This is a genomic window from Maridesulfovibrio sp. FT414 (assembly GCF_050916235.1).
GTDB lineage: Bacteria > Desulfobacterota > Desulfovibrionia > Desulfovibrionales > Desulfovibrionaceae > Maridesulfovibrio.
Genome location: NZ_CP104854.1, coordinates 831,648 through 850,436, shown reverse-complemented (window position 1 = coordinate 850,436; position 18,789 = coordinate 831,648). Strand labels below are relative to the sequence as shown.

Here is an 18,789-nt window from a genome sequence, read left to right as displayed (position 1 = left end):
ATCACTATACCCACGGCAGACTTTTCTCCAAATGCCCTGAATCGTTCAGCCCTTATTTCGTCATAAGGTATAAATAACAGGGAAGCCAGCACAACAAAAGCAGCAATATGCAATATTTTGTTTCTGGTTGAGGAAAGTGGTATAGTGTAAAACAATGACATGGAAGTAGCTTAGCATTTGCCGGGTAAGGGAGCAAGCTACTGTGAGCCTTGAAGAAAGAATGGGGGGGAAGTGTTATGAGCAGTCTGAAGAAAACAGGAAAGTGGTGGGTTCTTGCAGTTGGAGAGGGATTCGGTGAAGCCGGATTTGAGGAACGTGACGAATGCCGTGCGGAACTGTTACGCAGGGTGAATGCAGCCGGGGTGTTCCTTGATGAAAATGTCTGGGTCTATGATGAGGACGAGTGTGCGCAGTTGGTGCTTAAGACTTGTGAAAGCAGGGAGAGTGCCGAGGAAACAGTACGCGGGCTGGGAAATACCGGACTCTCCCTGAAAATTACGATGGAATTCGAATAGACCTAATTTTTGGAAAGGGCCATGCGCAGCCCGAGGCCGATAAAAACAATACCTGAAAAAGCCATAAGCCTTTGTTTGAATTTACCACCTGAGATGAGGTGTCTTGTTTTTCCAAGCGCCAAAGAGATAAAGCTGAGCCACACTATACCCATACATGAATGTATCCCCATGAGCAGTAACGATTTGCGCAGGATGTCGTCAGTGGGCGAAATGAATTGCGGCAGCAGGGCCAGATAGAATACTGCCACCTTAGGGTTGAGTACGTTGGTTAGAAAGCCCTCGCGAACAGATGTGGTGATGCCTTTGCTGCATCTGGATGGAGTAATTTCGAACTCATCAGTGTGTCTGCTTGAGCGCAGGGACTGAATTCCAAGATATACGACGTACAGTGCTCCGGCAAGCTTCACCAGTTCAAAGGCTGCTGCCGAGTTCATGAGGATCATGGACAGGCCCAGTGCTGATGCCAGGGCATGGATGAGCAGCCCGGCATTGATTCCGGCCACAGTGCAGAGCCCGTCAGCAGTTGAGCGAGTCAGTGTATTGTTGACAACCAGCATGGTGTCCGATCCAGGTGTGACGGTAAGAATTGCCGCAACCGGAATGAACGCCAGTGTAAGACCGTCCATTGATTGTTTCCTTTAAATCAGGCCGAATTTGCTCATTTCCGCCTGTATTTTGTCAGTGGTGATGGGTTTGGTGATGTAGGATATTGCTTCGCATTGAAAAAAGGCCCGGGTTGCCTTGGCTCCGTCATCCAGTGCGGTTGTGATTATCGCTTTGGTTTTGTTTTCTTCAGATACCGCGTTTTTCAGTTCAATGTCGCGAATCTTTTCCAGAGTCTGCAGTCCGTCCATTCCCGGCAGGATAATATCCATGAAGATGAGGTTGAACCCTCTGCCGGAAAGTCTTTTTTGCTCATATTTTTCCAGGGCTTCCTCTCCGCTTGCGGCGCAGTCTATTTCAGCGTCTGCGCCGGTGACGTCCTTGAGGATTTCCTGGAGGTACATTCTGCTGGTGCTGCTGTCTTCGACAACAAGGATTCTCATGATTTACGGCTCCTCCGGCTGTAAGGTGAGTTTACTCCCCGCCGAGGTAAGGTTCCAGTTCTGTAACCGCCTCAAAGAGGAAGTGGTCGATAAGGTGGCAGAAAAGGTGTCCCACAGCGATATGAACTTCCTGAATCACTGCGGTGTCTTTGCTGGGTACGCTGATGATGTGGTCGCATATGGGAAGCATTTCACCCGCGCTGAGCCCGGTCATGCCCACGGTGAGCATCCCTTTTCGTCTGGCTTCTTTCAAGGCACAGATTACGTTGGGGCTTGATCCGGATGTGCTGATCCCGATGAGAACATCTCCGGGTGCTCCGAGAGCCTGTACCTGTTTTTCAAAAACCAGTTCATAGGAATAATCGTTGCCGATGGCAGTGAGGATGGAGCTGTCGGTTGTCAGGGCAATTCCCGGCAGGGGAGGACGTTCAAGTTTGAACCGGTTGACGAGTTCAGCAGCAAGGTGCTGACAGTCGGCTGCACTGCCGCCGTTGCCGCAGAAAAGGATTTTGCCCCCTTGGGCCAGACGTACTGCCAGGGATCTTGATACATCCACCACCTGCTGTGAATACTGCTCAAAAAAAGCCTCCCTGACTTCAAGTCCGGCACGAGCGTGATCAAGTACTTTTTGCAGCGCTGTTTCTGACATATGGTTTCCTCTTGGTTGGTTCGCGTTATAAACTAGGAAAATTTCGTTTATAGTAATTCAACCCGTGTGGCAATATCGGGATGCCGTCTTGCTAAACGACAGGATCACCAATATAACACTTTTTTTGAAAATTACGCACCCCAAATGATTCGGAGCACGGCATTGAAAAGATTTCTACCCATGGTTCTTGTTTTGATTACCTGTGTGGCTGGTTGCGCGCTTCATAGAAACGCTCCCATATCCAGCGAACTTGAAAAAATGATCGGGCAGATGGTCATGGTTGGTTTCAGGGGGCTGGAGGCTGGGCCTGAAAGCCCGGTGGCCTCTGATATTCGTGCCGGTGTGGGCGGGATCATCCTGTTCAGCAGGGACTGTGTAACAAACAGTACCGTGCGTAATATTTCAAATTCGGAACAGCTTGGTCAGCTGAACCGCTCTCTGCAAAGCTACGCAGCCACGCCCCTTTTTGTGGCTGTGGATCAGGAAGGGGGAATCATTACCCGGCTCACCCGGGAGGCCGGGTTTCCGCAGACTCCTTCCGCAGCTGAACTCGGTAACAGCGGGGATCTGTCCGCTGCATTCAGGGCAGGCCTGACTACCGGCAGAACATTGCGTTCCGTGGGGATAAACATGGATTTCGCTCCGGTTGTAGACGTCAACCGGAATGCAGTGAACCCGGTTATTGCAGGCCTGCAGCGCAGCTTTTCCGATGATCCGGCAACAGTTGCAGAGTTTGCCGGAGCCTTTATCGACGGACTTCATTCAGAGGGAATTCTGTCCTGCCTGAAGCATTTTCCCGGTCACGGAAGCTCGGTCGGAGACAGCCATCAGGGCTTTACAGACGTGACACGAACATGGAATTCAGACGAACTATTTCCTTTCGAACAGGTGATCCGCGCCGGAAAGGCAGATATGGTCATGACTGCGCATATATTTAACGACAGGCTGGACAGGAAATACCCGGCAACCCTTTCCCGCAGGGTCATCACCGGAATGCTGCGCGAAGGCATGGGCTATGATTCCATAGTAATTACCGATGATATGGGTATGGGGGCCATCAGCGAACATTACGGTTTCAAGGATGCAGTCTTCAGGGCCGTTAATGCCGGAGCCGATATAATCCTGATCGGTAACAACCTGTCCTACGAACCAAACCCCGGAATAAGGGCCATTGAGACCTTGAAGGAGCTTGTGGGGGAAGGGCGGATATCCGAGGAACGCATTCGCAGTTCCTATGCGCGGATCATGCGGGCAAAGAATCGGATCTGATTGATGCGCTCCATCAATTCGTCAGGGCCGGAAGCAGTATTGTGAAAGTGGTTCCTTTGCCTGCTTTGGACTGCACATCGAATTTACCCATGTGGTTCTGGGTGATGATGAAATATGATACAGAGAGGCCCAGCCCTGTGCCGGAACCCGGAGCCTTGGTGGTGTAGAATGGCTCGAATACCCTTTTACGGGTATTTTCGTTCATTCCCGGTCCGTTGTCCGAAACCGTGCAGCGGACCATCTTACCGAGATTGTGTATTTTTATGGTCAACTCCGGAGCACGCTCCATTTCAGTCCATTCAGACATGGCCTGTGCCGAGTTGCGCAGCAGGTTAAGGAATACCTGTTCTATCTCGGTTTCCGTGCACTTCACCTGATGCAGGTCCTCGTCGTATTCCTTGATTATATTGATCTTCTTGAAATCGTATTTTTTCTTCAGGTTGTAGTCCTGAGCGGCAAGCACTGCAGCCTTGTCCATCATCTTGCGCAGGTCTCCCGGGGCCTTGCGGGAATCACTCTTGCGGCTGAATTCCAGCATACCGGAGACAATTTCGGCGGCGCGAACGCCTGAGTCGGTAATGCCGTTGAGAGTCTTGATGATTTTCCTGTCTTCCATGTATTTCAGCATGGCCTCAAGGGTACAGCCTGCCTTTTCAGCAGCCTTGACGTTTGCGGGCAGATCCGGGGACATCCGGCGCACGATGTTCTGTATTCCCTGCAGAATACCCCCGAGAGGGTTGTTGATTTCGTGAGCCATGCCTGCCGCCAGACCGCCGATGGACATCATTTTCTCGGTCTGGATCATCATCTCGTCCATGCGCACGCGCTCGGTGGCGTCGTCAATGCGGATTACGGCCCCTTTCATGCCGCTGTTCAGCGGATAAATGATTATATCCTGAAACGTTCCGTTGTGAATGATATCCTGAGTTCTGATTCCGGTTACCGGAATACCTGTTTCAATCGCTCCGGATATTTTTTCGGCATATCTGGCGATGGCAGGGAATGCCGTGCTTACATCCGTTCCCGCAATCTCGTCGCTGTCCATAGTCGTTAGAACCAGAGCTGCCTCATTGAAGTGCGTGACCTGTCCGCTGTCGTTCAATCCGATGATGGCGGAGGGCATGGAATCGATGATGTTGCGGATATAGTTTCTGGTGCGCTGGAGTTCCTCTTCAGCGAGCTTCTGCTCTGTCACATCGATGCCTACAGAAAGGATTTCCGAGAGTTTGCCGTCCTTGTCGAAGATGGGAGTATTTGTCCAGAAAATCCATGCTTCCGATCCATCTTTGCGGACGTTGAGATTGGTGCTCACGGGAAAAGACTCGGGAGATTTGAGCAGGGCATCCATCAGCCCTTCAAGAAATGAATCCTTTGTTTCCGTCTTGGGAATAACCGTGCCCACAATGCTGTTGCCGAGCATTTCCTCTTTGCTGAAGCCGAAGAAATTCTGGGCATACTCGTTGAAAAAGGTGCAGCGTCCATTTGTATCCATCCTTAGAATGATACTGCGGGCAACCTGGACAAGATCCCTGTACTGCTGTCTTGAGCTGGCCAGTTCTCTGGAATAGTCGGCGATGTTATCGAGCAGAGTCAGGATGTTCTGTGCAAAAAAAGAGGTGGCGACAACATAGTCCCTGTTTTCGGAAAAGGACATGGCCGTTACTTCTTCTTCCCAATTCACTTCACGTATTTTTTCCGCTGTGTATTGAATAGCAGTTAGGCTGTTCATAGTATTGTCCGGCTTTGCCGAAACACTGCCCATCAGTTTCCCTATGCGTATAAAATCCTTTTCGTTGCTGGTCAGGTCCCATGTAAGGAATGCCGACCGTTTGATAAGTACTGCACTGCATGAAAGAGTCAGTACCATCAGCAGGATTCCGGCATAGAACTCAGTGGAGATGTCTTTTGCCAGAACGATGGTGAATCCCCCGAACCTGGAAGTTGACGTTTTGGCCGTGGCAAAAACGTGCAGGTTGGAAAAGGACAATTCGCTGATATGTCCTTTGCGCAGGGAGTGCGTGTCGTCGGTGTGGTAGATGTATCCGCCGTTCATATCAGTAATGAAAAGCTCCGGATCGCGCGGGGTGACCGGCAGAAGCTCTTCGTACGGGACCTGCGCAATGCTGAAACTGTGGTCATTGCGTTTGATCAGAAAAATTGAGTCCAGAGCGAAACGGTCAGTACCGGGTGTTTTTACTATTCGGGATTCGCCGGGAGCCAGATCGGCCAGCAGGGGAAATACTTTGGAATCCCTGATTGTGGTCTCTTCCGTGGGGAAAGGTCGGCTGCCGATGATCTCCCCTTCCGAAGTAACCTTTAATATAGAAGAAAGCTCATGGTCAAAGTTGTTGCGGGAACTGACCACAGTTTCAAGGAAAGAGATTCGGCCGAGAAAGTAATTGGCCCATGTGTCTACCTTGTCGTCCACTTCATTGAATACGGACCAGAAGAACAGGATAGTGGACAATAAGGAACTGGCAATAAATACGCACAGAAACAGGCAGATGTAATGTCTGATGCGGCTGTTAAGTTTATATATGCTTCTTGTTTTCATCTATTGGTGATTCGGGAGGGCTATTTTTAAGGCGAAATAAGCCGGGCCGGTGTTTTATGCCCGTGTGTGCGTGATATAATCGATCCATTTTTAAGTAAACAGTTGTTTTTGCAATAATCGCCACTGTGTAACGTGCAGTATTTGTTGATGTACTTATTTATGCAGTTCTTATTGCTCAATCTTTTAGCTGTATACGGTCTGTCAAATGGTCGGAATCTTTTTCCCGTGCAGTTGGGCAGATGTTTCCCATTCTCCATAACTCTTGCATTTCTCTAGAAATATTAAGATTAAGTTTAGAACTAAAAAGGCTGTGTAAACATGATGTTAGGATATGTTTACCCGAATCTCTCTTTTTTGACGGTAAACAGGCACACCCATTGCAAAGCCTCTGGCAGAGAAAAACTGTAACCATGTAACGGGAGGGACCCGGAAAGAAAAGTCAAGTTTTGGAGAGCGTGGCAAGGCATTGGGCCAGGCAGATTCTCGGAGGTTGGTAATGTGCGGGGATAGAAGCCGCATAGAGAAATTTCCCAGAAGGGACATGTGAGAATCGCCGCCATTAAGGTCGTGCCTGTACAGAGTCGCGGGTCCGCAAAGGGGTCCAGCGCATCATAAATGAAGAGCTGAAGCCTGCGCTGATCCATGCAGGTAATGCCCTGAGACTGCTCGAAACAACATGGCGATTTTCCGGGCTCATTGGCCGAGGGCCATTAGTCTAACTGTTCCGGAGGGTAGTATATGAAGTAGGTGGCAGAAGCCGAAAATTTTATATCAGTCCAGTGTAGAACCAGTAACAAGGTCGGAGCGGACGGAACCGCTCAGGCGAATTTATTCGAATAATTCAAGGAGGAATTATTATGTCGCTCGTAATCAATCACAACTTGATGGCAATGAATGCCAGCCGCAACCTGCAGGAATCCTATGGTAACCTCGGTGTTTCAACCCGTCGCCTGTCCTCGGGTCTTCGTGTAGGAACAGCGGCTGACGACGCAGCCGGTCTCGCAATTCGCGAACTTATGCGTTCGGATATCAAGTCCCTGAACCAGGGTATAAGAAACGCAAACGATGCCATCTCCATGATCCAGACTGCTGATGGAGCACTCGGGGTCATCGACGAAAAGCTTATCCGTATGAAGGAATTGGCAACTCAGGCCGCAACCGGTACTTACAACTCTGACCAGCGCCTCATCATCGACTCTGAATATCAGGCCATGGCTTCAGAAATAACCCGTATCGCCAACGCCACCGACTTCAACGGTATCCACCTGCTCAACGGTAACATGTCCGGTCAGAACAGTGCCCACAGTGGTGCTGGACTCACCTCCACCGGTCCGGTGAAGATTCACTTCGGTACCGGTAACGACTCCGCGGAAGACTACTACTACATCTCCATCAACACCTCCACCGCTTCCGCTCTCGGTGTCGGACTTGCCGCAGGAAACTCCGTTTCCACGCAGGCCCTGGCGCAGCAGTCCCTGGAGAAGCTGCAGAATGCAATCATATCCAAGGATAAGATCCGCGCCAATCTCGGTGCTCTCCAGAACAGACTGGAAAACACCATTACCAACCTCTCAATCCAGGCTGAAAACGTTCAGGCTTCGGAATCCCGAATCTCCGACGTGGACGTAGCGACTGAAATGACCGAGTTCACCAGGAACCAGATCCTTACTCAGTCCGCAGTGGCCATGCTCTCCCAGGCAAACGGTATGCCCAGGATGGCAATGCAGCTCATCGGTGGTTAACACGGATGAGCGGATACAGCTCAGAAAGGGAGGTCCGAATATCTCGGGCCTCCCTTTTCATTTTGCGCAATGCTGAACTCTGTGCAGAATGAAAGTGGTACTGCTGACGAAAATTTTCAGTTTTATTCCATGTGCGAAATATATGCGTAATTGCGCGCATGTGGTGGCATATCTTTACTTTTTTGCAAGAATGACTTATCTCTGCGGTCTGAATCCGGTAGTCCGGAAACAATATTGCCGCTTTTCCCTCTATCCGATGATCTGAAATATGTAGAAGTTCATAATCGGGAATGAGCGACACTGCTGCGCAATACGCAGTTCCTGCAACTTTCTTGAAACTGCCTTGATTTTCTTGCCGGGTATTCCCGATAAATCTGTATTCAAGCGGAATTCATTGTGTTGCTTTCATGTTCGGTGCGGTCCGTTCGATGGCCGTACCTGATCAGGTCAGGCATGGCTTACGGCTGAACCATGCGCAGTGCTCAATTACGCTGTTCCGGCATGCGGGCGCAGGCATATTCCGGTTCTATTCAGCTTAAGGAATGATCTTAAATACCGTCCAGCCCTGTCTAATGCATATCCACCGCACAGCTGTATCGAACCGGAGCTGTGCCCATCAACAAAGGAGATCCTTGTGTCTGTTAAAACCGTATATTTTATTGAAGGTGACGGAATCGGTCCTGAAGTATGGGCTGCAGCCCGTCCCGTTCTGGATGCCGCTCTTGAAAAGGCCTACGGCGAAAAGAAAATTGAATGGAAAGAGCTGCTGGCCGGTGAAAAGGCTTATGCTGCAACCGGTGAGTATCTGCCTCAGGCCACCATGGAAACCCTTGCCAAGGCCGACCTTGCTATCAAGGGTCCCCTGCAGACCCCGGTAGGAAAAGGCATCCGTTCCCTTAACGTCACCCTGAGACAGGTTTTTGATCTCTATGCCTGCATCCGTCCCATCCGCTATTTCCAGGGCATTGAATCTCCGGTAAAAAGACCTGATCTGGTCGACATCGTGGTATTCCGTGAAAACACCGAAGACGTCTATGCCGGTATCGAGTGGAGCTCTGAATCTCCCGAAGCAAAGAAAGTAATCGAGTTCCTCGTGGATCAGATGGGTGCCAAGGTTGATCCTACCGCAGGCGTGGGTATCAAGCCGATAACCCCCGCAGGTTCCAAGCGCCTGGTCAAGAGTGCTCTTGATTATGCCATTGCACAGGGCCGCAAGACCGTTACTCTGGTCCACAAGGGCAACATCATGAAGTTCACTGAAGGCGGTTTCCGCCAGTGGGGCTATGACCTTGCCGAGCAGGAGTACGCAGGAAAGGTTGTGAAGGAAGGCGAAGCAGCAGACGGCAAAGTCATAATCAATGACCGCATTGCTGATGCAATGTTCCAGGAACTGCTCATGCGTCCTGAACAGTACAGCGTTGTTGCCACCACCAACCTTAACGGCGACTATCTTTCTGATGCGCTTGCCGCTCAGGTCGGTGGTCTTGGTCTCGCTCCCGGTGTGAATATGGGTGACAAGCTGGCAATCTACGAGGCAACTCACGGAACAGCCCCGACCATCGCAGGCAAAGACCTTGCCAACCCCGGCAGCATTCTTCTTTCCGGTGCCATGCTGCTTGAGAACAACGGCATGGGCGAAGCTGCAGTGCTGGTCAAAAATGCTGTTGAAAAAGCTCTTTCCGCCAAAAAGGTCACCGTGGATCTGGCCAGCCAGATCAGCGGTTCCGAGCAGGTCGGTTGTAAAGAGTTCGGTGAGATCATCCTCGCCAACCTGTAATAAGTCTGTGTAACAGGATTACGCAGTTATTACCGGCACTGACTGAGACTGAAAGTATGACCCCCTCCCTTGCGTATGCTTGGGAGGGTTTTTTATGTGTTTTTGATAAAAAATGTCAGGATTAATATATCTCGATAGTTATACCTTTTTCGCCCGGCTTCAGTTCAATGTATGTATCCGGGTTGTCTATCTCCGCCTTGTTTACTCCAAGTTCATCCAGCTGATGGACATCCGGAGTCATGTGCATGATGAGTTTTGTCTTGTTGAATCCCTTGAGCAGCCTGATTTTTTCCCCCGGTGCGAGCCTGAATTGGGCAACATTCACATTGCTTTCAGCGCTCTTGAGAGACCCGGCTACCGGGTAGGAACATTTGTTGCGGATAGTCAGGGCTTCAGCAGGAACTGAAGCGCAAAGCACATAAACCGATATTAGAAAGAACAGCAGTTTTTTCATTCTGTATGCCTTGTCAATATATTGAAATATCATGATTTATTTTTGAATTTATTCTGTGTGGTCCTGTTTTGCCTTCAACTGTACCTTACTTTACCCTAAAAATGTAATTATAAATGCTTCCATAGATAGTGACATCGGATAAGGCGACGCAACAGACGCGTATTTCAGCGTTTTGTATGATTCGGTGAGTGACCGCCCCGAGTATGATCATTCTGTGAACGGTGTTGACTAAACGGTGAACTTAAGTACAGTTGGCCCTCCCGAAGGATTATAATTTATATTGGAGACAGCTTATGCGCAATATAGCTATTTTTTTTGTTTTTCTTCTGATTGCTGTTCCGGTTTATGCAGCCGAGAACAAAGCCCCTCAGATGCCTCCTGCCAATGTCGTGGCAGCCAAGTCCCAGGCCGGTCAGGTTGCTCCGCAATCAAATTATATCGGGACCGTATACTTTTCTGAGGTGTCGGATGTGGCTTCCGAGGTAAGCGGAAAGATCGTACGGGTTGAAGTTGAAGAGGGGGATATAGTCAAAAAAGGTGCTGTGCTCATTCAGCTCAGCTCCGACCTGCTCAACACCGAGATCCGGGCTGCCCAGTCTGCTTATGCCGAAGCCAAGGCCAATTACGACCTGGCCAAGCGCGATGACCGTAGAATCACCCAGCTTTACAAGAGTGGGTCGGTTCACGAGGGTGAGTATGATTCAAAGAGGTTTAAGGCCATTGCAATGGAGAGCGAACTGGCATCATCCCAGTCCAAGCTGCATCGGCTTCAGATTCAGTTGGAAAAGAAAACCATCCGTGCTCCGTTTGACGGGGTCGTGATCAAGCGTGACGTATATCTCGGCGAATGGCTTGCAGTGGGTGCCGAGGTTGCCAAACTGGGTATGAATACCAGCTACGACGTGGTTGTAAACGTTCCGCAGGAAGTTTCCCAGGTGGTCAAGCCCGGTCTTGAAGTGGGCATCAATGTCGGCGGCAAGGATTACACCGGCAAGGTATTTGCCGTCATCCCGCGTGGTGACGTTGCCAGCCGAACCTTTCCCATCAAGATCAGGGTCAACGGAGACAGCGGTCTTGCTCAGGGTATGGAGGCACGGGTTTCCCTGCCTTCCGGTCTTGCCAGCGAAACTGTGGTTGTTCCCCGTGATGCAGTAATCACCCTGCGTGGTACCACCATGGTAATTGCCGTAGTCGAGGGTAAGGCTCAGCCCATCCCTGTGCAGGTTATAGGCTACAAGGGGATGAGCGCAGGGGTGCGTGGTCAGGGGCTCAAGCCCGGAATGGACATCGTTACCAAAGGAAATGAAAGACTCAGACCCGGCCAGCCCGTGGTCATAGATAACAAGTAGGACACTTGTCCGGAGCAATTAATGGATTTTGTTAAATTTTCAATTGAAAAACCGGTATCGATACTGGTTGGGGTCATTCTGCTGGTCCTGTTCGGCAGTCTGGCTCTTTCCAATCTTCCCTACCAGCTTTCACCCTCGGTTACTGAACCGGAAATTACCGTGGAAACCACCTGGACCGGTGCCACTCCTTATGAAATCGAGCGTGATATCATTGAGGAGCAGGAAAAGGTTCTTAAAGGTGTCACCGGTCTGGTGGAGATGGAGTCCGAATGCTTTGACAGTTTCGGGCGAATCTCCCTGCGATTCAAGATCGGTACCGACATTGACGATGCCCTGCTGAGGGTTTCCAACAAGCTCAATGAAGTAAAGAAGTACCCGGCTGATTCCGACCGCCCGATCATTTCGGCAACCGGCGCGGCGACTTCTCCGGTCATCTGGATGATTTTCAAGACCCTGCCGGAAAACAAGCACTCCATTGACGAGTACGCCACCTTTTTTGAAAACGATGTACGCCAGTACCTCGAACGAGTTGACGGTGTGGCCGACCTGTTCGTGGGCGGTGGAACCGAGAGGGAGATGCATGTCATCATTGCTCCGGAAAAACTCGCTGCCTACAATCTGACCATTGCCAAGGTCATTGATGTTCTGAAAAGCGAAAACGCGAACGTTGCTGCAGGTAACCTTGGAGTGGGTAGGCGTGACTATCGTATCCGTACCACTTCAGAATTCCGCAGCCCTGAAGAGATTGAGAGCGTTGTCATCACTTCTTCAGGTCAGCAGAGGGTTACCATCGGTGATGTGGGCAAGGTTGTCCCCGGTTTTGAAAAGGCCAAGGTTGCCATGCTTCACAACGGTATTCCGGGTATTGCAGTCGGGATCAAGCCGGAGCCCGGAGCCAACGTTCTGGAAGTAACCCAGAATGTGAAAGACGTGGTCAAGGATCTCAATGACGGTATTCTTGCAAATGAAGGAACCCATCTGGACTGGGTTTATGACCAGGCTCCCTACATCAACGGGGCAATTGATCTGGTAAAGCAGAATATCATCATCGGTGGTGTGCTGGCGATTATAGTCCTTCTTGTGTTTCTGCAGTCGTTTTCCGCAACGATCATCGTCGCTATTGCCATCCCCATTTCCGTTGTCGGTTCCTTTATTGTGTTCGGAGGGCTGGGTAGAACACTGAACATCGTTAGTATGTCCGGTATTTCCTTTGCGGTTGGTATGCTGGTGGATAACGCCATCGTCGTACTGGAGAACATCGACCGTCACCGCGGGATGGGCAAGCCCCCTTACAGGGCTGCCTATGACGGAGCAAGCGAGGTTTGGGGAGCGGTTCTGGCTTCTACCCTGACAACTGTTGCTGTATTCCTTCCCGTTGTTTTCATTGAGGAAGAGGCCGGACAGTTGTTCAAGGATATTGCCATCGCAGTAACCTGTGCCATTACCCTGTCCCTGTTCGTATCGGTCTCGGTAATCCCCATGCTTGCCAAGCAGTTCTATTCCTTTTCCAAGCGTGAGAAAAAAGTCAGGACCAACATTCTTACTAAACTTGGTACACTGTCTTCCGGCTGGATCATGGGACTGCTCGAACTTGCCATTCGCAACTGGGCTACCCGTATTGCTACAGTTTTCATTCTTGTTGCTGCTTCCGGGCTGCTGGTTGTCTCCTTTTTCCCGAAGATGGAGTACCTGCCGCAGGGGAACCGCAACCTGATTCTGTCCATCCTTATTCCGCCGCCGGGGCTTTCCTACGAGGAGCGCGATTCCATCGGCGAATATATCGCGTCAGAAGTCGGCCCGCATCTCAAGGAAGCAAAGGACGGATTCCCGCAGGTAGACCAGCTTTTTTACGTATCCGCTCCGGACATCAACCTTTTCGGAGCCATGTCCACTGACGAGGAGCGCCCGGCTGAGCTTATTCCGTTGTTCAACCGGATCATGAACTCCATTCCAGGTATGTTCGGGGTAAGTATTCAGGCTTCAATCTTCGAATCCGGGCTGGGTAAGGGCCGCATGGTTGCTGTTGACTTCAGCGGTTCCGATCTGGACAAACTCATTGCCGCGGCCGGAACGATGTTCGGCATGGCCCGGCAGGCCATCCCCGGCGGGCAGGTCCGGCCGATACCGTCCCTTGAAATGCTTTATCCCGAGGTTCGTATCGTTCCCGACCGTGACCGCCTGCGTGCTGCCGGCATGTCCAGTCAGGAGATCGGTGAGGCGCTTGACGTGCTCATGGATGGCCGCAAGATCGGGGACTTCAAGGAAGAGGGCAAGAAGAAGATCGATCTGAAGATCATGGCTTCGGATAAGGGCGTAAGCACCCCTGAAGATCTGTATAATTCTCTGGTGGCAACTCCGCAGGGCTGGGCCGTACCGGTTTCTTCCCTCTCAACTCTGGAACGTACTTACGGCATCACCCAGATTCGTCACCTTGAGCGGCAGAGAACTGTTACCCTGCAGATAACCCCGCCCAAGACCATGCCGCTTGAACAGGCCATGGATGTGGTAGAGAACCAGCTTATTCCGCAGGTTAAGGAAATGGGCTTAATGGACGGCGTAAACGTACGCATGTCCGGTGCTGCCGACAAGCTGACCCAGACACGTGAGGCCATGCAGTGGAACTTCCTGCTTGCGGTGGTTATTACCTATCTGCTAATGGCGGCTCTGTTCGGAAACTTTATCTATCCGTTCATCATCCTGCTTACTGTACCGCTGGCCGGTGCGGGAGGTTTCCTCGGGCTCAAGCTTGAAAACCTGTTCATTGCGCCCCAGCCTCTGGACGTGCTGACCATGCTCGGTTTCGTTATCCTGATCGGGGTTGTTGTTAACAACGCGATTCTCATCGTGCACCAGTCTCTTAACAACGTGCGCAATGAAGGGATGGAGCACCGGGAGGCGGTTCTTGATGCCACACGCTCCCGCCTTCGTCCGATCTACATGTCCGCGACAACATCCATCTTCGGTATGCTGCCGCTGGCCATTGCTCCCGGTCCCGGCTCGGAACTTTACCGGGGACTCGGCGCGGTTGTGCTCGGCGGTCTTGCGCTGTCCACGGTATTTACCGTGTTCATGATTCCGGCACTGCTGATGTTCTTCATCAAGATGGAGAAGATTGGCGGAGAGGATGCTGAAGCGTAGAGCTCCAGTAGAATAAATGCGGAAGGGTTCGGTCTGTCTTAAATGGCAAACCGAACCCTTTTGTTTTGTATTCCCGAAATAAGTTGGAAATCCGTCAGTCATTTACAGGTTTCTTTCTGCTCAGCAGCTGTCTTTCACATACTTCTCAAGTCGATCCATTCCCTCGGAGATATTTTCCATTGAATTGGCATAGGAAAGGCGGATGTATCCTTCGGCACCGGGACCGAAATCAATGCCCGGGGTTACTCCCACACCGGCCTTGTCGAGGATGTCGAAGGCCAGATCTAGGGAACTGCCGCCAAATTTTGCGGCGAGATGCTTCATATTCACCAGTACATAAAAGGCTCCGGTGGGTTCAACCTTGATGTCGAAACCGATTTCACGCAGCCTCCTGATCAGGAATTTGCGGCGTTCGTCGTAGGTTTCCTTTATGCGGTTCACGTCGTCCCAGGATTCGGTCAGGGCAGCGACTCCGGCCCACTGGGCCATGGAGTTGGCTGAGATGAAGAAGTTCTGGCAGAGCTTCTGCATAGGACGCACGTATTTTTCCGGCGCGATTATGTAGCCCAGCCTCCAGCCGGTCATGGCGAAGAGTTTGGAGAAACCGTTCAGCACAAAGGCATGGTCGGTGTATTCAAGGATGGTGTGTTCCTTCTCGCCGTAGACCAGCCCGTGGTATATTTCGTCGGAGATTATCCATGGTCCCATTTGTGCTATTTTTGCCATCCGTTCCGGGGAAAGCAGGGTCCCGGTCGGGTTGGAAGGGGAGTTGATCAGGATGGCCTTGGTCCGTTCGTTGACGGCTTTTTTGATCTCTTCAGGGCGGTACTGGAAGCCGTCCTCCTCAAAGGTGCGCACCATATTAGCCTCTGCCCCGGCAAAGGAGATGAAATTACTGTAGCAGGCATAGCAGGGGTCTGAAACAATGACGTTGTCTCCCTGATCCAGAATAAATGTGAACAGCAGAAGCATGGCCGGTGAGGTGCCCTGAGTGACGATGATGCGCCCCGGATCTACATCCACATTGTAGGTCTCTTGGTAGTACCTGCTGATGGCATTCCTGAGTTCCGGGATACCAAGACTATGGGTGTAATGGGTTTCGCCCTTGTCCATGGCGGTGCAGGCTGCTTTTTTTATGCATTCTGGAGTGTCGAAATCAGGCTCTCCGATTTCCATGTGAATTATGCTGCGGCCCTCGCGCTCCATCTGCTGGGCTTTTTCCAACACGTCCATAACCAGAAACGGGGTAATTTCACAGGCCCGTTTAGAAATACAATCCATGCTTTTCTCCTGAAATTCTGTCTGTAGGCCTTTGGCGGACCTGCGGTACTGGAAGTTGGTGCGCTGCGCACGGTGAGGAATAATTGATGCTCTAGACGCCCCGGAAGAGTCTTCTCCGCGGATCAAAGAAGCTGAACCGTGTCCTTTCAGCCATAATGCTCGGAGCTGATTTCCTCGTCGGACGATCGTGTGGCGGGGAATACCTCAAGGGTCTAGTTTGTCTGTTTGTATTTACAGCTATATACAGATTGTCAGCGGGAATCGCAATAAGAGGATTTTGAGTCTGCATATCATGCTTGCCCATGCTTCCCTGCTGAAGTAACTACTCCGCTGCATGCAGCCAATGAAGATGACGGGAATAACCGGAATATGAAAATCCTTCTTATTGATAACAACGACAGTTTTACCAACAACCTTGAACACCTGCTGGCCAGAGAGATTGCAGGTGTCGAAATTGATGTCGTCCCTTACACTCAGGCCCTTCCGTTGTGCGGAAGTACTGTAGATTTTCACGCATACGACCTGTTGGTGATTTCTCCCGGACCGGGATGCCCGGCAGATTATCCCGGTTATGAGCCCGCGCTTGAGTCCGGTAGGCCTGTTTTGGGTGTCTGTCTTGGCATGCAGATTATCAACGAATATTGCGGAGGCCGCACTGAACGTCTGGAAGGGTGTTTTCACGGGCGGTCAGAGAAAATATTTTTTAACGGGAAAATGACCGGGGTGGCCCGCTATCATTCCCTGTATTGTTCTGTCCTCGGTAAAGGGCTTGAGCTGATTGCTAAAAATTCAGCTGGAGTCCCCATGGCGGTTACACATAAAAATCTGCCATTCGTAGCCTGCCAGTTTCATCCTGAGTCCTTCCTGACCGATAATCCCGGAGAATTCATTCACTATGCTCTCGAGTTTTACAGATCCCGTCAGTTTTAAGTCGTTCCGGGAAGCTGCCTTTTACTTCGTAAATGAATGCGGAGCGGATGTGCTGCTGGGGGCTGCTGATTATCACTGTTCTGCTGTGAGTTATCTTTGTCTCGGCCCTGTGGATGAGCTGCTTTTGGAAGCCGGTTCAACTGCGGATGAAATTCGTGCCGAAATAAAGAAATTCGCCTTTGCTGACAAAAGTCCTGCAATAGGATTCGTGAGCTATGAGTGCGGGCATGTGCTGCGCGGAATTTCCAGTAGCAGGAAAATTGATTATCCGCTGGTTCATCTGAAAAAGTATGACGCGGTTTTTACCCACGATGCCACCTCCGGGGAGGTCCGACTGTTGTACGGAGATGACGCCTGCCTGCATTCTTTTATCCGTATTCTGGCTGAAAACCGTCCGATTCCCGAAACAGACTTGCCGGTTTTCGGAAAAGATTCCATTGAAATGTCCCTCGGCAAGGAAGCGTATACAGATGGTGTTGCCAAGACGCTTGAACATATAAGGGACGGGCTGACCTATCAGCTCAACCTGACTACAAGATTTACCCTGCCGTCTGAAAATGTTGACCCGGTGCGCTGGTTTTTTGCACTTAACGATAAGTACCCGGCCCCGTATTATGCATTGTTTCGCAGCGGAGGAAAGACAGTAATTTCCACCTCCCCGGAGCTGTTTCTGCGCGTGGAAGGAGGAATTGTCACCTCGGAACCCATCAAAGGAACCCTTAGATTTGATGACTTTTCAGAAGACTTGAAGCACAAACTGACTGACTCCGTTAAGGAAGACTCCGAACTTTCCATGATTGTTGATCTGGTCAGGAACGATATTTCCGCCAATTGCAGGTACGGCTCGGTTGTTGTCGAGGACCACAAGTCGGTTTTTGCCGTGGATAATCTGTTACAGATGTTCAGCCGGGTCCGTGGTGAACTGGCCGAGGGCAGCGATTGTATCGACCTGTTTTTTGATGCCTTTCCTGGGGGCTCCATTACCGGCTGCCCCAAGAAGAGTTCCATGGAACTTATCGACAACCTTGAGTCTCACACACGTGGACCATACTGTGGAAGCATGATTGTCGTTCATGGCCCGCAGGATATGGTTTCGTCCATCGCTATAAGGACGGCAGTGCATGACGGTGACGGCGGGAATATTTTCTATTGGGCCGGAAGCGGGATCGTTATTGATTCGAATCCGGAGGCGGAGTATCTGGAGACACTGGCGAAGGCCGGAAAAATACTCAACCCGGAGCTGCTGTGATCTATTACCGCAATGGAAAATTGATGGAAGGGGAGGGCGGTCTTGACCTTTCCCAGCCGGCATTTCGTACTGGATACGGATTTTTTGAAACAATCTGCTGGAACGGCAGCAGGATCTGCCATCTGGACCTGCATTTGAAAAGGGCACATGCAAGTCTTGCAGCGTTCGATGTAATTGAAGAGGCTGTTGAGTATGGACGCAGCATCCATGAGGTGCTTGAAGCAAATGATCTGGGAAACAGCTTTGCGCGGGTAAACATCTTTTTCCCTGTAGAGCATGGCCGAACCTCTCCGATCATCACGGCAGTTCCTTTTGAATATGTTGCTGATCGGGAATGGCGTCTGCTGCCGTCAAAGGATGTGTTTCTTTCAACTCTGATGCGGCACAAAACAACAAATCGGATGTCCTACCTTAATGCATGGCAGGAAGCAGTGGAAAGCGGCTTTGATGACGCGCTTCTGACTGATTTTGATGGTAATGTGCTTGAATCATCCTTCGCTGCACTGCTTTTCCGCAAGGGTGAGGCCTTCTTCGCGCCCGACACCCAGTATAAGCTTCCCAGCACGGCACAGGAAATCGCCGGAGAACATATCCTTATTCAGCCTGCGGAGATCAACCTTGCCGATATGGAAAAGTTTGAGCATGTTTATGCCTTGAACTCCCTCGGTGGGATGATTCCGGTCACCGCTGTCGGCGACTTTTCTTTCTCCGCAGATCATCTGACAGCACGCAGGATTGCCCGGACCATACTGCTCGTAGAGTGATTTTTTTCTGAATTATAATTTGATTGATAGGTCTGCTCAGTTAATCTTACGCAACGTGTAAATGTTATTCTG

15 protein-coding genes are annotated in these 18,789 nt (G+C 50.8%); 9 read left to right on the top strand and 6 right to left on the bottom strand.

Annotated features, from left to right (window positions below; translation table 11 throughout):
* The first annotated feature begins 236 nt into the window (after positions 1-236).
* Positions 237-515 (top strand): hypothetical protein, encoded by a 279-nt coding sequence (locus tag N7E73_RS03805; RefSeq protein WP_432737702.1) that lies wholly within the window; start codon positions 237-239, stop codon positions 513-515.
* Positions 516-517: 2 nt separating this feature from the next.
* Here the strand turns inward: N7E73_RS03805 and N7E73_RS03800 are convergent, their stop codons facing one another.
* Genes N7E73_RS03800 through N7E73_RS03790 form a run of 3 tightly spaced genes read right to left on the bottom strand, consistent with a single transcriptional unit; the run spans position 518 to position 2,210 of the window.
* Positions 518-1,141: a LysE family translocator gene (locus tag N7E73_RS03800; RefSeq protein WP_432737701.1), complete on the bottom strand. Its 624-nt coding sequence runs from the start codon at positions 1,139-1,141 to the stop codon at positions 518-520.
* Between the two features lie 12 nt (positions 1,142-1,153).
* Positions 1,154-1,561, bottom strand: a complete 408-nt coding sequence (locus N7E73_RS03795) for a response regulator (protein WP_432737700.1) — start codon at positions 1,559-1,561, stop codon at positions 1,154-1,156.
* A gap of 31 nt (positions 1,562-1,592) precedes the next feature.
* Positions 1,593-2,210 carry a D-sedoheptulose 7-phosphate isomerase gene (locus N7E73_RS03790; protein ID WP_432737699.1) on the bottom strand — a complete coding sequence of 206 codons (618 nt, stop codon included), beginning with the start codon at positions 2,208-2,210 and terminating at the stop codon, positions 1,593-1,595.
* A gap of 162 nt (positions 2,211-2,372) precedes the next feature.
* On the opposite strand from N7E73_RS03790, the gene N7E73_RS03785 reads away from it, so the two are divergent.
* Complete coding sequence (locus N7E73_RS03785; protein ID WP_432737698.1) at positions 2,373-3,479, top strand: glycoside hydrolase family 3 protein; 1,107 nt, start codon at positions 2,373-2,375, stop codon at positions 3,477-3,479.
* A 13-nt stretch (positions 3,480-3,492) separates the two neighbouring features.
* Here the strand turns inward: N7E73_RS03785 and N7E73_RS03780 are convergent, their stop codons facing one another.
* Positions 3,493-6,033 (bottom strand): PAS domain-containing sensor histidine kinase, encoded by a 2,541-nt coding sequence (locus tag N7E73_RS03780; RefSeq protein WP_432737697.1) that lies wholly within the window; start codon positions 6,031-6,033, stop codon positions 3,493-3,495.
* 857 nt (positions 6,034-6,890) lie between these two features.
* Here N7E73_RS03780 and N7E73_RS03775 point away from each other — a divergent pair.
* A complete protein-coding gene (locus N7E73_RS03775; protein WP_432737696.1) occupies positions 6,891-7,775 on the top strand; it encodes a flagellin in 885 nt (294 codons plus the stop codon).
* A gap of 634 nt (positions 7,776-8,409) precedes the next feature.
* Complete coding sequence (icd, locus tag N7E73_RS03770; RefSeq protein ID WP_432737695.1) at positions 8,410-9,552, top strand: NADP-dependent isocitrate dehydrogenase; 1,143 nt, start codon at positions 8,410-8,412, stop codon at positions 9,550-9,552.
* A 121-nt stretch (positions 9,553-9,673) separates the two neighbouring features.
* Here icd and N7E73_RS03765 read toward each other — a convergent pair whose 3' ends face one another.
* Positions 9,674-10,006, bottom strand: coding sequence for a hypothetical protein (locus tag N7E73_RS03765; protein ID WP_432737694.1), 333 nt, complete (start codon positions 10,004-10,006; stop codon positions 9,674-9,676).
* Between the two features lie 293 nt (positions 10,007-10,299).
* Between N7E73_RS03765 and N7E73_RS03760 the strand changes: the two genes are divergently transcribed.
* Together N7E73_RS03760 and N7E73_RS03755 are read left to right on the top strand one after the other, a co-directional pair.
* A complete protein-coding gene (locus tag N7E73_RS03760; protein ID WP_432737692.1) occupies positions 10,300-11,355 on the top strand; it encodes an efflux RND transporter periplasmic adaptor subunit in 1,056 nt (351 codons plus the stop codon).
* A gap of 21 nt (positions 11,356-11,376) precedes the next feature.
* Positions 11,377-14,493, top strand: coding sequence for an efflux RND transporter permease subunit (locus N7E73_RS03755; protein ID WP_432737690.1), 3,117 nt, complete (start codon positions 11,377-11,379; stop codon positions 14,491-14,493).
* Between the two features lie 120 nt (positions 14,494-14,613).
* Here N7E73_RS03755 and N7E73_RS03750 read toward each other — a convergent pair whose 3' ends face one another.
* Positions 14,614-15,774, bottom strand: a complete 1,161-nt coding sequence (locus tag N7E73_RS03750; RefSeq protein WP_432737689.1) for a pyridoxal phosphate-dependent aminotransferase — start codon at positions 15,772-15,774, stop codon at positions 14,614-14,616.
* Positions 15,775-16,143: 369 nt separating this feature from the next.
* On the opposite strand from N7E73_RS03750, the gene N7E73_RS03745 reads away from it, so the two are divergent.
* From N7E73_RS03745 to N7E73_RS03735, 3 genes are read left to right on the top strand one after another with little or no spacing between them, the layout of a single operon-like run.
* Positions 16,144-16,704 (top strand): aminodeoxychorismate/anthranilate synthase component II, encoded by a 561-nt coding sequence (locus N7E73_RS03745; RefSeq protein ID WP_432737688.1) that lies wholly within the window; start codon positions 16,144-16,146, stop codon positions 16,702-16,704.
* Entirely contained in the window at positions 16,670-17,953 is a 1,284-nt protein-coding gene (locus N7E73_RS03740; protein ID WP_432737687.1) for an anthranilate synthase component I family protein, read from the top strand. Before N7E73_RS03745 ends, N7E73_RS03740 begins: the two co-directional genes overlap by 35 nt.
* Entirely contained in the window at positions 17,950-18,717 is a 768-nt protein-coding gene (locus N7E73_RS03735) for an aminotransferase class IV (protein ID WP_432737685.1), read from the top strand. Before N7E73_RS03740 ends, N7E73_RS03735 begins: the two co-directional genes overlap by 4 nt.
* Positions 18,718-18,789 lie beyond the last annotated feature (72 nt).

Excerpts from the sequence above, each read along its gene's own strand:
- N7E73_RS03750 (WP_432737689.1), bottom strand. The coding sequence starts at position 15,774 with ATGGATTGTATTTCTAAACGGGCCTGTGAAATTACCCCGTTTCTGGTT.
- N7E73_RS03805 (WP_432737702.1), top strand. The coding sequence starts at position 237 with ATGAGCAGTCTGAAGAAAACAGGAAAGTGGTGGGTTCTTGCAGTTGGA.
- N7E73_RS03775 (WP_432737696.1), top strand. The coding sequence starts at position 6,891 with ATGTCGCTCGTAATCAATCACAACTTGATGGCAATGAATGCCAGCCGC.
- N7E73_RS03760 (WP_432737692.1), top strand. The coding sequence starts at position 10,300 with ATGCGCAATATAGCTATTTTTTTTGTTTTTCTTCTGATTGCTGTTCCG.
- N7E73_RS03795 (WP_432737700.1), bottom strand. The coding sequence starts at position 1,561 with ATGAGAATCCTTGTTGTCGAAGACAGCAGCACCAGCAGAATGTACCTC.
- N7E73_RS03790 (WP_432737699.1), bottom strand. The coding sequence starts at position 2,210 with ATGTCAGAAACAGCGCTGCAAAAAGTACTTGATCACGCTCGTGCCGGA.
- N7E73_RS03740 (WP_432737687.1), top strand. The coding sequence starts at position 16,670 with ATGCTCTCGAGTTTTACAGATCCCGTCAGTTTTAAGTCGTTCCGGGAA.
- N7E73_RS03765 (WP_432737694.1), bottom strand. The coding sequence starts at position 10,006 with ATGAAAAAACTGCTGTTCTTTCTAATATCGGTTTATGTGCTTTGCGCT.
- N7E73_RS03800 (WP_432737701.1), bottom strand. The coding sequence starts at position 1,141 with ATGGACGGTCTTACACTGGCGTTCATTCCGGTTGCGGCAATTCTTACC.
- N7E73_RS03755 (WP_432737690.1), top strand. The coding sequence starts at position 11,377 with ATGGATTTTGTTAAATTTTCAATTGAAAAACCGGTATCGATACTGGTT.
- N7E73_RS03780 (WP_432737697.1), bottom strand. The coding sequence starts at position 6,033 with ATGAAAACAAGAAGCATATATAAACTTAACAGCCGCATCAGACATTAC.
- N7E73_RS03745 (WP_432737688.1), top strand. The coding sequence starts at position 16,144 with ATGAAAATCCTTCTTATTGATAACAACGACAGTTTTACCAACAACCTT.